14 protein-coding genes are annotated in these 13,504 nt (G+C 63.7%); 11 read left to right on the top strand and 3 right to left on the bottom strand.

Annotated elements, in window-relative coordinates:
• Positions 1–237 precede the first annotated feature (237 nt).
• Together P9255_RS23815 and P9255_RS23810 are read left to right on the top strand one after the other, a co-directional pair.
• A complete protein-coding gene (locus tag P9255_RS23815; RefSeq protein WP_309790523.1) occupies positions 238–2,100 on the top strand; it encodes a glycoside hydrolase family 15 protein in 1,863 nt (620 codons plus the stop codon).
• Between the two features lie 306 nt (positions 2,101–2,406).
• Positions 2,407–3,678 carry a polyhydroxyalkanoate depolymerase gene (locus tag P9255_RS23810; protein WP_309765247.1) on the top strand — a complete coding sequence of 424 codons (1,272 nt, stop codon included), beginning with the start codon at positions 2,407–2,409 and terminating at the stop codon, positions 3,676–3,678.
• A 93-nt stretch (positions 3,679–3,771) separates the two neighbouring features.
• Here the strand turns inward: P9255_RS23810 and P9255_RS23805 are convergent, their stop codons facing one another.
• Positions 3,772–4,404 carry a TetR family transcriptional regulator gene (locus P9255_RS23805; protein WP_309765248.1) on the bottom strand — a complete coding sequence of 211 codons (633 nt, stop codon included), beginning with the start codon at positions 4,402–4,404 and terminating at the stop codon, positions 3,772–3,774.
• Between the two features lie 327 nt (positions 4,405–4,731).
• Between P9255_RS23805 and rsxB the strand changes: the two genes are divergently transcribed.
• The 3 genes from rsxB to P9255_RS23790 are packed head-to-tail and all read left to right on the top strand — an operon-like array spanning position 4,732 to position 6,687.
• Positions 4,732–5,562 (top strand): electron transport complex subunit RsxB, encoded by an 831-nt coding sequence (gene rsxB, locus P9255_RS23800; RefSeq protein WP_309765249.1) that lies wholly within the window; start codon positions 4,732–4,734, stop codon positions 5,560–5,562.
• Positions 5,559–6,203, top strand: a complete 645-nt coding sequence (gene nth / locus P9255_RS23795; RefSeq protein ID WP_309765250.1) for an endonuclease III — start codon at positions 5,559–5,561, stop codon at positions 6,201–6,203. Before rsxB ends, nth begins: the two co-directional genes overlap by 4 nt.
• A 52-nt stretch (positions 6,204–6,255) precedes the next feature.
• Positions 6,256–6,687, top strand: coding sequence for a DUF1841 family protein (locus tag P9255_RS23790; RefSeq protein ID WP_309765251.1), 432 nt, complete (start codon positions 6,256–6,258; stop codon positions 6,685–6,687).
• Positions 6,688–6,757: 70 nt separating this feature from the next.
• Here the strand turns inward: P9255_RS23790 and P9255_RS23785 are convergent, their stop codons facing one another.
• A complete protein-coding gene (locus P9255_RS23785) occupies positions 6,758–7,138 on the bottom strand; it encodes a c-type cytochrome (protein ID WP_309765252.1) in 381 nt (126 codons plus the stop codon).
• Between the two features lie 109 nt (positions 7,139–7,247).
• Positions 7,248–7,613 carry a c-type cytochrome gene (locus P9255_RS23780; RefSeq protein WP_035960766.1) on the bottom strand — a complete coding sequence of 122 codons (366 nt, stop codon included), beginning with the start codon at positions 7,611–7,613 and terminating at the stop codon, positions 7,248–7,250.
• 422 nt (positions 7,614–8,035) lie between these two features.
• Here P9255_RS23780 and P9255_RS23775 point away from each other — a divergent pair, with 422 nt between their 5' ends.
• The 6 genes from P9255_RS23775 to tal all read left to right on the top strand — a co-directional run bounded on the left by P9255_RS23775 (position 8,036) and on the right by tal (position 13,425).
• On the top strand, positions 8,036–8,878 hold the full coding sequence (locus P9255_RS23775) for a MoxR family ATPase (RefSeq protein ID WP_309790522.1): 843 nt from the start codon (positions 8,036–8,038) through the stop codon (positions 8,876–8,878).
• 33 nt (positions 8,879–8,911) lie between these two features.
• The gene (locus P9255_RS23770; protein WP_309765254.1) at positions 8,912–9,502 is read left to right on the top strand and encodes a GNAT family protein; all 591 of its coding nucleotides are present in this window, start codon (positions 8,912–8,914) and stop codon (positions 9,500–9,502) included.
• A gap of 25 nt (positions 9,503–9,527) precedes the next feature.
• Positions 9,528–10,703, top strand: coding sequence for a VWA domain-containing protein (locus tag P9255_RS23765; protein ID WP_309765255.1), 1,176 nt, complete (start codon positions 9,528–9,530; stop codon positions 10,701–10,703).
• A 28-nt stretch (positions 10,704–10,731) separates the two neighbouring features.
• Entirely contained in the window at positions 10,732–11,940 is a 1,209-nt protein-coding gene (locus P9255_RS23760) for a benzoate/H(+) symporter BenE family transporter (protein ID WP_404980451.1), read from the top strand.
• A gap of 71 nt (positions 11,941–12,011) precedes the next feature.
• A complete protein-coding gene (locus tag P9255_RS23755; RefSeq protein WP_309765257.1) occupies positions 12,012–12,257 on the top strand; it encodes an energy transducer TonB in 246 nt (81 codons plus the stop codon).
• A gap of 214 nt (positions 12,258–12,471) precedes the next feature.
• Positions 12,472–13,425 (top strand): transaldolase, encoded by a 954-nt coding sequence (gene tal / locus P9255_RS23750; protein WP_309765258.1) that lies wholly within the window; start codon positions 12,472–12,474, stop codon positions 13,423–13,425.
• Positions 13,426–13,504 lie beyond the last annotated feature (79 nt).

Genomic DNA, 13,504 nt, shown 5'->3' with positions numbered 1-13,504 from the left:
TTTTTTTATCAACGGCGGCATCGGCGCAGCGCTAGTGTTTATCCGCCAACGGGGCGCGGCACGCGGTCGCAGCCGGTGTCGCGGCGGCGCGCGCCCGCGCCGCGTTTTCTGCTCGCCACGAACGATTGCGGCAGAATGCGGCCACATGCACACGCGCTTCTCGCCGCGCCAGTGGATTCGCGCGGCGTGCCCATCAACCCGGCGCATCGCGCGCCGCTCGAGAGAAGACGTTCGCTTATGCCAGCACTCATCGAAGACTACGCCATGGTCGGCGACGGCCACACCGCTGCTCTCATCGCCCGCGACGGCTCCGTCGACTGGCTCTGCTGGCCCCGCTTCGACTCGGGCGCTTGCTTCGCCGCCCTTCTGGGCACCTCCGATCACGGTCGATGGCTGCTCGCCCCTTCGATGCCCGACGGCGAATCCCCCGTCACGCGCCGCCGTTACCGCGACGACACGCTGATTCTCGAAACGGACTTCGAGACGCCGCAGGGCGCCGTCACGGTGGTCGATTTCATGCCGTCGCGCAACGGCCATTCGGAACTCGTGCGGATCGTCATCGGCAAGCGCGGCACCGTGCGCATGAAGATGGAACTGGTGCTTCGTTTCGATTATGGATCGGTCGTGCCGTGGGTCTGCCGGCTGCCGGACGACAGCGGCATCCGCGCCATCGCCGGACCGGACCTCGCGGTGCTGCGCACGCCGGTCGATCTCGTCGGCGAGAACATGCGCACGACCGCCTGCTTCGATGTCAGCGCCGGCGAGCGCGTGCCGTTCTCGCTCTGCTATTCGCAGTCGCACTTGCGTGTGCCGCCCGCGCACGATCCGCACACGCAGCTCGCGCGCACCGAAAACCACTGGCGCGAATGGTCCGCGCAGAGCGAACTCAAGGGCCGCTGGGCCGGCGCGATCCGCCGCTCGCTCATCACGCTCAAGGCGCTCGCGTATGAGCCGACCGGCGGCATCGTCGCCGCGCCGACGACCTCGCTGCCCGAGCAGCTCAGCGGCACGCGCAACTGGGACTATCGCTATTGCTGGCTGCGCGACGCGACCATCACCCTGCTCGCGCTGATGCGCGGCGGCTACTACGACGAAGCCCGCGCCTGGCGCGCATGGCTCGGACGTGCGATGGCCGGCTCGCCCTCGCAGGTGCAGATCATGTACGGCATCGCGGGCGAGCGGCGGCTGCCGGAATGGGAGATACCGTGGCTGCCGGGTTATGAAGGCGCGCAGCCAGTGCGCATCGGCAATGGCGCGGTCGAGCAGTTGCAACTGGACGTCTACGGCGAAGTGATGAACGCGCTGCATCTCGCGCGCGTCGGCGGCCTGCAGAGCGACGACACCGCATGGTCGATCCAGTGCACGATGCTTCAGCATCTCGACACCGTCTGGAACGAACCGGACGAAGGCATCTGGGAAGTGCGCGGCGGACGCCAGCACTTCACGTTTTCAAAGGTCATGGCATGGGTCGCGTACGACCGCGCGATCCGCTCGGCGCAGAAGTTTCACTTGCGCGGCCCCGTCAACCACTGGCGCGAGATGCGCGACCGGATTCACGCCGACGTGTGCGAGAAAAGCTGGAACGCGCAGATGAACTCGTTCGTGCAGACTTATCACGGCAATGCGCTCGACGCCAGCCTCCTGCTCATCCCGTTGCTGGGCTTTTTGCCGCCCGATGATCCGCGTGTGACCGGCACCGTACATGCGATCGAGACCGACCTGACGCACGATGGCCTCGTGAAGCGCTATCACACCACCGAGGTGGCGGATGGTCTTCCGCCGGGGGAAGGCACGTTTCTGGCTTGTAGCTTCTGGCTGGTCGACAACCTGGCGCTGCAGGGAAGGCTCGAGGAAGCGTACGCGATGTTCGAACGCCTCGTCGGCCTCGCCAACGATGTGGGCCTGCTGGCGGAGGAATACGACACGGTGGCCAAACGCATGGTTGGCAACTTTCCGCAGGCGTTCACGCATGTCGCCCTCGTGCACACCGGGATGAATCTGATGCGTCACGAGGAGGAAATGGCGAAGGCGACCGGGCGGCCATCGACTTCGGAGCGTGCGGAAACGGAGCTTGCCGTCGATACCGCCGCGAAGCGCTAGCTATCACTCAAGCGCCCGTGTTCATTGGTAAAGTCCGCGTTTGCCGTTAAGATTGATGCACTGCACAATAAAGTGTTGTCCAGAAGCTAGCAATATCGACCGAATGTTGTCCTGCCCGGTGAATGAGCGGAAAATCTTTCGTTCGTCGAGTTCCCGCCTGCCGGGCGGTACGGCGACAGCACCTTTGCACCTGGCAGCGCGGTCCAGCCGCCGCGCCGCGAGGATTTTTGATTGCCGTCGAATCCGGATCGAGCAACAGCCGGTTCGACGGGCAGACCGGTACGTACCGAAGTCATTGGGGCCAACATGCTCTACCAAATCCACGAATTTCAGCGGGCCATGCTGTCTCCCCTCACCGCATGGGCCCAGGCCGCGTCGAAGTCGTTCGTGAATCCGGCCAGCCCCCTCGCCTACGTCCCCGGCTCCACGCGCTTCGCCGCGGGTTACGAACTGCTCTACCGGCTCGGCAAGGACTACGAGAAACCGGAGTTCGACATCCATCAGATCGTCAAGGACGGCCACAACATTCCGATCGTCGAGCAGACGGTCGTCGAAAAGCCGTTTTGCCGCCTGTTGCGCTTCAAGCGCTTCGCCGATGACAGCGCCACCGTCACCAAGCTGAAGAACGAGCCGATCGTGCTGGTGTGCGCGCCGCTGTCCGGCCATCACTCGACGCTGCTGCGCGACACCGTGCGCACACTGTTGCAGGACCACAAGGTCTACATCACCGACTGGCTCGACGCACGCATGGTGCCGATCGAAAACGGCGCGTTCCATCTGGACGATTACGTCGAATATATCCAGGAGTTCATCCGTCACATCGGCGCCAAGGATCTGCACGTCATCTCGGTGTGTCAGCCGACCGTGCCGGTGCTGGCCGCCATCTCGCTGATGGCGAGCCGCGGCGAGGCCACGCCCCGCACGATGACGATGATGGGCGGCCCGATCGATGCGCGCCGCAGCCCGACATCGGTCAACTCGCTCGCGAGCGAGCACTCCTATGAATGGTTCGAGAACAACGTCATCTACACGGTGCCGGCGAACTATCCGGGCGTGGGCCGCAAGGTGTATCCCGGCTTCCTGCAGCATGCGGGCTTCGTCGCGATGAATCCGGAGCGCCATCTGACCGCGCACTGGGACTTCTATCAGAACCTGCTGCGCGGCGACGATGACGACGCCGAGCAGCATCGACGGTTCTACGACGAATACAACGCCGTGCTCGACATGGCCGCCGAGTATTACCTGGAGACGATCCGCATCGTGTTCCAGGAATTCCGTCTGGCCGAAGGCACTTGGGAAGTCAACGGCGAACCCGTGCGCCCGCAGGACATCAGGAATACGGCGCTCTTCACGATCGAGGGCGAACTCGACGACATCTCCGGCAGCGGCCAGACGCGCGCCGCGCACGACCTGTGCACCGGCATTCCGCAAAAGCATCAGCGACATTTCACCGCTGAAAAAGCCGGCCACTACGGCATCTTCTCGGGCCGGCGCTGGCGCACGATGGTGTATCCGCAACTGCGCGAGTTCATTCTCGAACACGACAAATCGCCGAAAACAGAAGCGGTTCCTGCGTGATCACGCTTTAGGTACCGATTCCATTTCCACAAACAAAAACGTCGCGCCTTTTGCAAGGCGCGACGTTTTTTTGTGCCGGCCGACGCGGCGGATTCAGCGGCGCGTCAAATAGGCGAGCAGCAATTCCGTATTCATCTTCACCATCTGTTCGCGCTGCGCGGGCTCGCTGAAATCCAGCCCGAAGCTCGCCTCCAGCGTGAATCGATTCGACACGATGTAATACCCGAGCCCCGACAGCGTGATATAGAACTTCAGAGGATCGACATCGGTACGGAACAGCCCCGCCTTTTGTCCGCGATCGAGAATGTTCGTGAGCGTTTCGACGAGAGGGGAAATCAGCTCGCGTGTCCGATTCGATGCTTTGATATATCTCGCTTCGTGCAGGTTTTCATTGTTGACCAAGCGCAGCAGTTCGGGATGATCGCGATAGTAATCCCAAACAAAATGCGCGAGCCGCGTCATCGCCTCGATGGGGGCGACGCCTTCGAGATCGAGCGATCGCTCCGCCTCGACGAGCGCGCTGAACGCATGTTCGAGCACGGCCGTGAACAGCTGTTCCTTGCTACCGAAGTAGTAATACAGCATGCGCTCGTTGGTCTCCGCCCGCCGGGCGATTTGATCCACACGCGCGCCAAACAGGCCGCCGGCTGCGAACTCCTCCGCAGCGGCAAGCAGGATACGGCGGCGGGTTCCTTCAGGATCTCTTTTGATTTTCGGCTGATTCATGATTGCATGAGTCGGGAGCCGCGTTGTCCGGATATGCGTCACGCGGCCCGCATTGGGTACATGACGTGAACGGGCGCGCCAAGTTATTGGGGAACACCGTCCTGCGGTCAAACGATAAAGCGGTTCGATTATGCGCACATCGCAACGGCATTGGCAATTGGGATAAAGGGCCACCTGCGCAGACAGTTGCGGACTTCGGCGATAATGCTGTCTGAAGCATTAAACCGCGCGTGCCGTGCCGCCGGACATGCCCTGCAAAAAGGCCGCCGTCGCCCCGATGTGTTTCGCCTCGAGTCCTCTGCTTTATTCGCCATCGCGCAATTCTACGTGACCGCCATCCATTCCAAGACGCTCGCAGAGCGCATCGAAGACCTGCTGCCGCAGACGCAATGCACCAAGTGCGGCTATCCGGCCTGCCGGCCATACGCCGATGCCATCGCCGCCGGCGACGCGGGCTACAACCAGTGCCCGCCGGGCGGCGAAGAAGGCGTCGCGCGCCTCGCCGCCTTGCTCGGCCTGCCAGTCATCCCGCTCGATACCACGCACGGCGTCGAGCGCGCGCGGCCGCTTGCCGTCATCGACGAGAACATCTGCATCGGCTGCACGCTGTGCATGCAGGCCTGTCCCGTGGATGCCATCGCGGGCGCCGCCAAGCAGATGCACACCGTCATCGCGGAACTGTGCACGGGCTGCGATCTGTGCGTGCCGCCCTGCCCCGTCGATTGCATCGCGATGATCCCCGTCACCGGCGATGCGACCGGCTGGGACGCGTGGACGCAGGAACAGGCCGATGCGGCGCGCACACGTCACGACCGGCGCATCGCGCGCATCGAGCGGGAGCGCGTGGAGGCGGAAGCGCGGGCGTCGGCGAAGCAGGCCTCGCGCTCGGCGCAGACTGCCGCCGAAGCGGCGCCCGCTGCGTCGCCCAGCGCTTCATCGAGCGATGACGCCGAAGCCAGGAAGCGCGCGATCATCCAGGCCGCGATGGAACGCGCGCGCAAAAAGAAAGCGGAACTGGCGAAGCTCGGCGACGGGCCGAAGAACACCGAGCAGGTGAGCGCGGCCGTGCAGGCGCAGATCGACGCGGCGGAGGAACGCCGCCGCCGCCTCGGCCTTTCCGATGATCCGGGCAACAGCGACCCCGTCGAACCGCGATGAACGCCAACAAGCGACGCGCCATCTTCGAGACGCTGCAAAGCCTCGATCCGCATCCCAAGACCGAGCTCGAATACACGACTCCGTTCGAACTGCTGATCGCCGTGATGCTGTCGGCGCAAGCCACCGATGTGTCCGTCAACAAGGCGATGCGCAAGATGTTTCCGGCGGCGAACACGCCCGATGCCATCCTCGCGCTCGGCGAAGCAGGCGTGACGGAATACATCCGCACCATCGGGCTTTATCGCACGAAGGCGAAGAACGTGATCGCCGCGTGCCGCATGCTCGTCGATCAGTACGGCGGCGAGGTGCCCGACAACCGCGAGGCGCTCGAAGGGCTGCCCGGCGTCGGAAGAAAGACAGCGAATGTCGTGCTGAACATCGCGTTCGGGCAACCGACGATCGCCGTCGATACGCATATCTTTCGCGTCGCGAATCGCACCGGGCTTGCGCCCGGCAAGGACGTGCGCGCGGTCGAAACGGCGCTCGAAAAGAACGTGCCGAAAGAGTTCATTCAGGACGCACATCACTGGCTGATCCTGCATGGCCGATACATCTGCAAGGCGCGCGTGCCGGAGTGCTGGCACTGCGCGATCGAGCCGCTTTGCGAGTATCGGCCGAAGACGCCCGCCCCGGTCGAATAAGCCTGGTCCCGCTACAATATCGGCATGGATGCCGCCATGGAATCAATACCTTATGTTCAACCCTAGCCGCGACGAAGTTCGCCAGTTCTTCACCGAAACGTGGCGGAAGGAGCGCGCCGGCGAAATCCTCACGCCGCTCGAAAGCATGGCTGCGGACTGGATGCGCGAGCATCCCGAGTATCAGACCGAACTCGCCGATCCCGACGCCCGCGAAGCGGACTACTCGCCGGACCGCGGCCGCACGAATCCGTTCCTGCATCTGTCGATGCATCTCGCGATCAGCGAACAGTTGTCGATCGATCAGCCGCCGGGCATCCGCCGCGCGCACGACAAGCTGGTCGCGCGGCTCGGCTCCACGCACGATGCCCAGCACGCCATCATGGAATGTCTCGGACAGGTGATCTGGGAGGCACAACGGAGCAACACGCCGCCGGATACCGATGCGTATCTCGCGCTCATCGAGCGCCGTGCTTCGAGGGACTAAGCGTCGCCTGAAACGAAAACACCCCGCTCGATGCGGGGTGTTGTCGTTTTTGCGTGCTGCCTGACGGCGCTTATTTCTTCAGCACGAGGCTGCCGTCGAGCGATTCAATATAAGCGGCGAGATCCTTCAGATCGCTCTGCGACAGGTTCTGCACCTGCGCCGCCATGATGGCGTTGTTGCGACCGAAGTTCGGATTGCCGTTGCCCATCTGATACTGGCGCAATGCCCAGTAGATGTAGCTTGCATGCTGGCCCGCGAGCTTCGGATATTCGCCGCTCACCGGCTTGTTCAGATTCGGCCCGTGGCAGGCCGCGCAGTTGTGGCTGTCTGAGAGCACCTTGCCGTTGCCGGCGTCGGCCGCGTGCGCCGTGTTCAACGCGGCCATGCCGATGAACGCCGCCGCCGCGCATGCTGCCTTGAAGCTGGATTGAAGTGCCTGAGAGGGCTTCATGAATTCTCCTGTCGGCCGGGTTCGCTTGAACGCATGACCCTGCCCGATGCAATGTAGTCGCTGCCCGCGCTGCCGGATGCCGCCGAACGGCGTATCCCTGCAACGAGGATCACTTGTCGGGGTTGTTCTTCGATTCGGGCGTTTGCGCGGCGTAGTACGCGGCGATGTCCGCGATGTCTTGGTCCGACAGCGTCACCGCGATGGCGCGCATCGTGTCGAAATGGCGGTCGCCCTTCTTGTACGCGTGCAGCGCATTGGCGATGTACTGCGCGTTCTGGCCGCCCAGCATCGGCACTTCGTAGGTTTCGGGGTATGCCGTGCGATAGCCGGGAATGCCGTGGCAGCCGATGCACATCGCCACCTTGCCCTGCGCGGCCTTTGCGTTGCCCACGACGTCCGCCGACGCCTGGGTCGCGAAGCCGGCGAGACCGGACAGCGCTGCAATCACGGCACATTTGCCGACGAAATTGTTCATAGCTTCTAACCTAGCATGAGGGGAAATCCGGCGCTCCGAAGGCGCGGCCCGCGCCGAGCGCACTGCCTTCTACGCTGCTTCTTGAGCGGCCGATCGTGTGTCCGACTCTGTCCGACCGTGACCGATGGCCGCGGGCTGGCCGCGCAGGCCAAAAAAATCGGGCTAATTGTACCGCGCGACCTCCGCACCGTCCATTATCCGAGACCGCCCGAGAGCCGCCATGGCAATGGGAAACGGCTGAAAGATGAGCGACCGCCCTGCGACAATTCGCCTCTTCACACGCTCGGCTATGTCTACCGGTCCTAAGCGTCAGCAAGCGGCGTGCATCGTTCGGAACGAGGCTGCAACGATAGCCGTGAGGCGTCCGTCGGAAAAGGGCTTCTGACTTATACTGGGATTTTTTTCCTCACCGGATCTTCGTCATGCGCTTCGAAGGCTCATCGCAGTACGTCGCAACCGACGACCTCAAACTCGCGGTGAACGCCGCGATGACGCTCAAGCGCCCTCTGCTCATCAAGGGCGAACCCGGCACCGGCAAGACCATGCTCGCCGAGGAAGTGGCCGGCGCGCTCGGCATGCCGCTTCTGCAGTGGCACATCAAGTCGACGACCAAAGCCCAGCAAGGCCTGTACGAATACGACGCCGTCTCGCGTCTGCGCGATTCCCAGCTCGGCGACGAACGCGTGAAGGACATCCGCAATTACATCGTCAAGGGCGTGCTGTGGCAGGCGTTCGAGTCGGAAGCGCAGTCGGTCTTGCTGATCGATGAAATCGACAAGGCCGACATCGAATTCCCGAACGACTTGCTGCGCGAACTCGACCGCATGGAGTTTTATGTCTATGAGACGCGCGAGCTCGTGAAGGCGAAGCATCGGCCGCTCGTCATCATCACGTCGAACAACGAGAAGGAGTTGCCCGACGCGTTCCTGCGACGCTGCTTCTTCCACTACATCAAGTTCCCCGACGCCGCGACGATGAAGACGATCGTCAACGTGCATTTTCCCGGCATCAAGCAGGACCTGCTCGCCGCCGCGATGCAGAGTTTCTTCGAACTGCGCAACGTGTCGGGCCTGAAGAAGAAGCCGTCCACGTCCGAGTTGCTCGACTGGCTCAAGCTGTTGCTCGCCGAAGACATCCCGCCAGAAGCGCTGCGTTCGACGGATCAGAAGCAGATCGTTCCGCCGCTGCACGGCGCGCTGCTCAAGAACGAGCAGGACGTCGCGCTCTTCGAGCGGCTGCTCTTCATGAACCGCAATAACCGCTGACCGATCATCGATAACACAAAGGAACCGCGAAGCATGAGCCGCTGGATCGAACCCGTCACGCTCGAAGGCGAGCACGTCAAACTGGTGCCGCTGACCGTCGAGCACGAAGCGGCGCTGGCAAGCGCCGCCGCCGATGGCGAATTGTGGAAGCTCTGGTACACGAGCGTGCCCTCGCCCGACACGGCGCGCGCCTACATCGACGCGGCCATCGAGATGCGCGAGCGGCTCGGCGCGCATCCCTTCGCGGTCATCGATGCGAAGACCGGCGACGTCGTCGGCTCGACGCGTTACTTCAATGTCGAAGCGGCGCATCGCCGGCTGGAAATCGGGCATACGTGGTACGCGAAGCGTGTGCAGCGCACGGCGCTCAACACCGAAGCGAAGCTGCTGCTGCTCGGTCATGCGTTCGAGCAACTGAAGGCCATCGCGGTCGAGTTCCGCACGCATTTCATGAATCATCAGTCGCGCACGGCGATCGCGCGGCTCGGCGCGAAGCAGGACGGCATTCTGCGCAATCACCAGATCGGCAAGGACGGCGCGTATCGCGATACCGTCGTGTTCTCGATCATCGAGTCGGAATGGCCGGCGGTGCGTGCGCATCTGAAGCATCGACTCGACCGCTGATTCACACCACGAAGGGAAGCGCGCCATGCTGATCGACTTCTTCTATTCGTTGCGCGACGCGAAGCTGCCCGTGTCGGTAAAGGAGTACCTGACGCTGCTCGAAGCGTTGAAGGCGCAGGTGATCTCCCCTTCGCTCGACGAGTTCTACTTCCTCGCGCGCATGACGCTCGTGAAGGACGAGAAGTACTTCGACAAGTTCGATCGCGCGTTCGGCGCGTACTTTCACGGCGTGACGCAGTTGCCCGACGAAGCGTTCGACATTCCGCTCGACTGGCTGAAGAAGCGGCTCGAACGCGAATTCACGGCGGAAGAGAAGAAGCGCATCGAGGCGCTCGGCGGCATCGACAAGCTGATGGAGCGCCTCAAGGAACTGATGGACGAGCAGAAGGAGCGTCACGAAGGCGGCAACAAGTGGATCGGCACCGGCGGTACGTCGCCGTTCGGGCATGGCGGCTACAACCCGGAGGGCATCCGCATCGGCGGGGAATCGGCGGGCAATCGCACGGCGGTGAAAGTGTGGGACGAGCGGGCGTATCGCGATTACGACGATCAGGTCGAAATCGGCACACGCAATGTCAAGGTGGCGCTGCGTCGCTTGCGGCGCTTCGCGCGCGAAGGCGCTGCCAAAGAGCTGGATCTGCCCGACACCATCCGCAGCACGGCTGCGAACGCGGGCTGGCTCGATCTCAGGATGGTGCCCGAGCGTCACAACAACGTGAAAGTGCTGATGCTGCTGGACGTCGGCGGCTCGATGGACGATCACATCAAGCGTGTCGAAGAGCTGTTTTCCGCCGCGAAAGCCGAGTTCAAGCACCTCGAGTTCTATTACTTCCACAACTGCGTCTACGACTATCTATGGAAGAACAACCGGCGCCGCCACACCGAGCGCACGCCGACTTTCGACGTGCTGCACAAGTTCACGCCGGACTACAAGCTGATCTTCGTCGGCGATGCGACCATGAGCCCGTACGAAGTCCTGCAGCCGGGCGGCTCCGTCGAATACAACAATGCGGAAGCGGGCGCGGTGTGGCTGCGCCGCTTCGCGGACCAGTTCCCGCATCATGCGTGGCTCAATCCGGAGCCCGAGCGGCTGTGGGAATACCGCCAGTCGATATCGGCCATCCGTCACATACTCGGCAACCGCATGTACGCCCTCACGATGGCCGGCCTCGAAAGCGCGATGCGCGCGCTGTCCAAGTAATCAACCACCACGACCCTGCATGAAAGCAATGCCCTCCGGCGCGCCGGACGCGACCGCCGCGCGCACCCCGCTTCGCCCTTTCTCCGATACGTCCGTCTCAGCCATCGTCGCCGGCTTCGTCGCGACGATGACCGGCTACACCAGTTCGCTCGTGCTGATGTTCCAGGCGGGCGAAGCCGCGCATCTCACCAACGCGCAGATTTCTTCGTGGATCTGGTCGTTGTCGATCGGCATGGCGCTTTGCACGATCGGACTCTCGCTGCGGTTTCGCGCGCCGATCGTCGTCGCGTGGTCGACGCCCGGCGCGGCGCTGCTCGTCTCGTCGCTGCCGAACGTGCCGTACGCGGATGCGATCGGCGCGTTCATCGTGTGCGCGGCGCTGCTGACCGCCGTCGGCCTGACCGGCTGGTTCGATGCGCTGATGAAGCGCGTTCCCGCCGGGATCGCCGCGGCGCTGCTGGCGGGCATCCTGTTCGAGATCGGCATCGAGATTTTTCGCGCGGCCGAGCACCAGACCGCGCTCGTGCTGGCGATGTTCTTCGCGTATCTCGCGGCCAAGCGCGCCGCCCCGCGCTACGCGATCCCGGCGACGCTGCTCGCGGGCGTGGCCGTCGCGGGCGCGCTCGGCTTGCTCGATTTTTCGCACTTTCACGTGGCGCTCGCGCATCCCGTCTTCACGATGCCCACGTTCTCGCTCGCGGCCATCGTCAGTATCGGCGTGCCGCTTTTCGTCGTCGCGATGGCCTCGCAGAACGTGCCCGGCATCGCCGTGCTGCGCGCGGACGGCTACACGACGCCTTCGGCGCCGCTCGTGTCGAGCACCGGCATCGCGTCGCTGCTGCTCGCGCCGTTCGGCTCGCATGGAGTGAATCTCGCGGCGATCACGGCAGCCATCTGCACGGGCCGCGAAGCCCACGACGATCCCGGCAAGCGCTATACGGCCGCCGTCTGGTGCGGCGTCTTCTATCTGGTCGCGGGCACCTTCGGCGCGACCATCGCCGCGCTGTTCGCGGCCTTTCCGAAGGCGCTCGTCGTCGCCGTCGCCGCGCTCGCGCTGTTCGGCTCGATCATGAGCGGTCTCGCCAACGCGATGCACGACCCCCGCCAGCGCGAACCGGCGCTCGTCACTTTCATGGTGACGGCGTCCGGACTCACGCTGCTGTCCATCGGTTCGGCGTTCTGGGGGCTGGTCGCGGGCGTCGTCACCCATGTCGTGCTGAACGCCCGGCGACGCTGACGCAGCCTACAATGCGAAAGCCGGCCCGGCTCCCGTCGGCCGGTTCACGCAACCGCTTCTGGCATTTCATCATGGCTTTGATCGACAAACTGCTGGCGCGCACCGCGCCGTCCGGCGCCCCGAAACGCAAGACGATCGTGCGCGTTCTTCTCGACGACGCCGGGCACGTTCAGGACGTCGTCCTGAAACTGAGCTGCGGCGATGCCGCGAAGGACGAGCACGCGCTCGAAGAAGTCCGCAAGATGCGTTTTGCGCGCGGGACGCTGGGCTCGGGCACGGTGCGCCGCTGGCATGAGCTCGCGTACGCGGTCGATTGACCGAGTGGCCGACCGGCGCGGCGCGCAACCGGGAACGCGCAGCCGCGCGCCCGGTCGAATCAGCGCACCGAGCGCAGTTCCCCTGCCCGGGACTAGAATAATGGAATCGCATCAAGGGCGAGCCGCGCGTTGCAGCACCCCGCGCGGCATCGCGATCCAGGACCAACCGCGGGCTACCGCACTCTGACAAGGCGCACTGCGCCGACGAATCGACATGACATCCGCTCTCGAGCAGCTCAAGCAATACACGACGGTCGTCGCCGATACGGGCGACTTCCAGCAATTCATCCAGTTCAAGCCGCAGGACGCGACGACCAATCCGTCGCTGATCCTGAAGGCCGTTCAGAAGGACGACTACAAGCCGCTGCTCGAGAAGACCGTGAAAGAGCACGCGGGCAAGCCGATGGGGCAGATCATCGATCACCTGCTCGTCGCGTTCGGCACCGAAATTCTGAAGATCGTGCCGGGGCGCGTATCCACGGAAGTGGACGCACGTCTTTCGTTCGACACGAAGGGTTCGATCGACAAGGGCCGCGAAATCATCAAGCTGTACGAGAACGCGGGCATCAGCCGCGAGCGCGTGCTCATCAAGCTGGCGTCGACGTGGGAAGGCATCCGCGCGGCTGAAGTGCTGCAGAAGGAAGGCATCCGCTGCAACATGACGCTGCTGTTCTCGCTCGCTCAGGCCGCCGCCTGCGCGGAAGCGGGCGCGCAACTCATTTCGCCGTTCGTCGGCCGCATCTACGACTGGTACAAGAAATCCGCGGGCGCGGAATGGGACGAAGTGAAGAACGGCGGCGCCAACGACCCGGGCGTGCAGTCGGTGCGCCGCATCTACACGTACTACAAGAAGTTCGGCTACAAGACAGAAGTGATGGGCGCGAGCTTCCGCACCGTCAGCCAGATCACCGAACTGGCCGGCTGCGACCTGCTGACCATCAGCCCCGACCTGTTGAAGAAGCTCGCCGACAGCGACGAGAAGGTCGAGCGCAAGCTCTCGGCGGATGCAGTCGCGGGCGAGAACATCGAGAAGGTCGGCGTCGACGAGCCGACTTTCCGCTTCCTCGTCAACGAAGATGCGATGGCAACCGAGAAGCTCGCGGAAGGCATCCGCGCCTTTGCCGCCGATGCGATCAAGCTCGAGAAGCTGATCACGGCGCTGCAGTGATGACCGAGGGCGGGCGCGCCCCGCGCCCGCTCTTTCCTCACAGCGCGAAAACGGTGTCTTTCGGTGGCTTATGACCTAA

The organism is Caballeronia sp. LZ019 (genome assembly GCF_031450825.1).
In the GTDB taxonomy this organism is placed as follows: Bacteria; Pseudomonadota; Gammaproteobacteria; order Burkholderiales; family Burkholderiaceae; genus Caballeronia.
This window is presented reverse-complemented; position numbering and strand designations above follow the sequence as displayed.

Coding starts and splice junctions, on each gene's coding strand:
- P9255_RS23815 (WP_309790523.1), top strand. CDS start 238: ATGCCAGCACTCATCGAAGACTACGCCATGGTCGGCGACGGCCACACC.
- P9255_RS23810 (WP_309765247.1), top strand. CDS start 2,407: ATGCTCTACCAAATCCACGAATTTCAGCGGGCCATGCTGTCTCCCCTC.
- P9255_RS23805 (WP_309765248.1), bottom strand. CDS start 4,404: ATGAATCAGCCGAAAATCAAAAGAGATCCTGAAGGAACCCGCCGCCGT.
- nth (WP_309765250.1), top strand. CDS start 5,559: ATGAACGCCAACAAGCGACGCGCCATCTTCGAGACGCTGCAAAGCCTC.
- P9255_RS23790 (WP_309765251.1), top strand. CDS start 6,256: ATGTTCAACCCTAGCCGCGACGAAGTTCGCCAGTTCTTCACCGAAACG.
- P9255_RS23785 (WP_309765252.1), bottom strand. CDS start 7,138: ATGAAGCCCTCTCAGGCACTTCAATCCAGCTTCAAGGCAGCATGCGCG.
- P9255_RS23780 (WP_035960766.1), bottom strand. CDS start 7,613: ATGAACAATTTCGTCGGCAAATGTGCCGTGATTGCAGCGCTGTCCGGT.
- P9255_RS23775 (WP_309790522.1), top strand. CDS start 8,036: ATGCGCTTCGAAGGCTCATCGCAGTACGTCGCAACCGACGACCTCAAA.
- P9255_RS23770 (WP_309765254.1), top strand. CDS start 8,912: ATGAGCCGCTGGATCGAACCCGTCACGCTCGAAGGCGAGCACGTCAAA.
- P9255_RS23765 (WP_309765255.1), top strand. CDS start 9,528: ATGCTGATCGACTTCTTCTATTCGTTGCGCGACGCGAAGCTGCCCGTG.
- P9255_RS23760 (WP_404980451.1), top strand. CDS start 10,732: ATGCCCTCCGGCGCGCCGGACGCGACCGCCGCGCGCACCCCGCTTCGC.
- P9255_RS23755 (WP_309765257.1), top strand. CDS start 12,012: ATGGCTTTGATCGACAAACTGCTGGCGCGCACCGCGCCGTCCGGCGCC.
- tal (WP_309765258.1), top strand. CDS start 12,472: ATGACATCCGCTCTCGAGCAGCTCAAGCAATACACGACGGTCGTCGCC.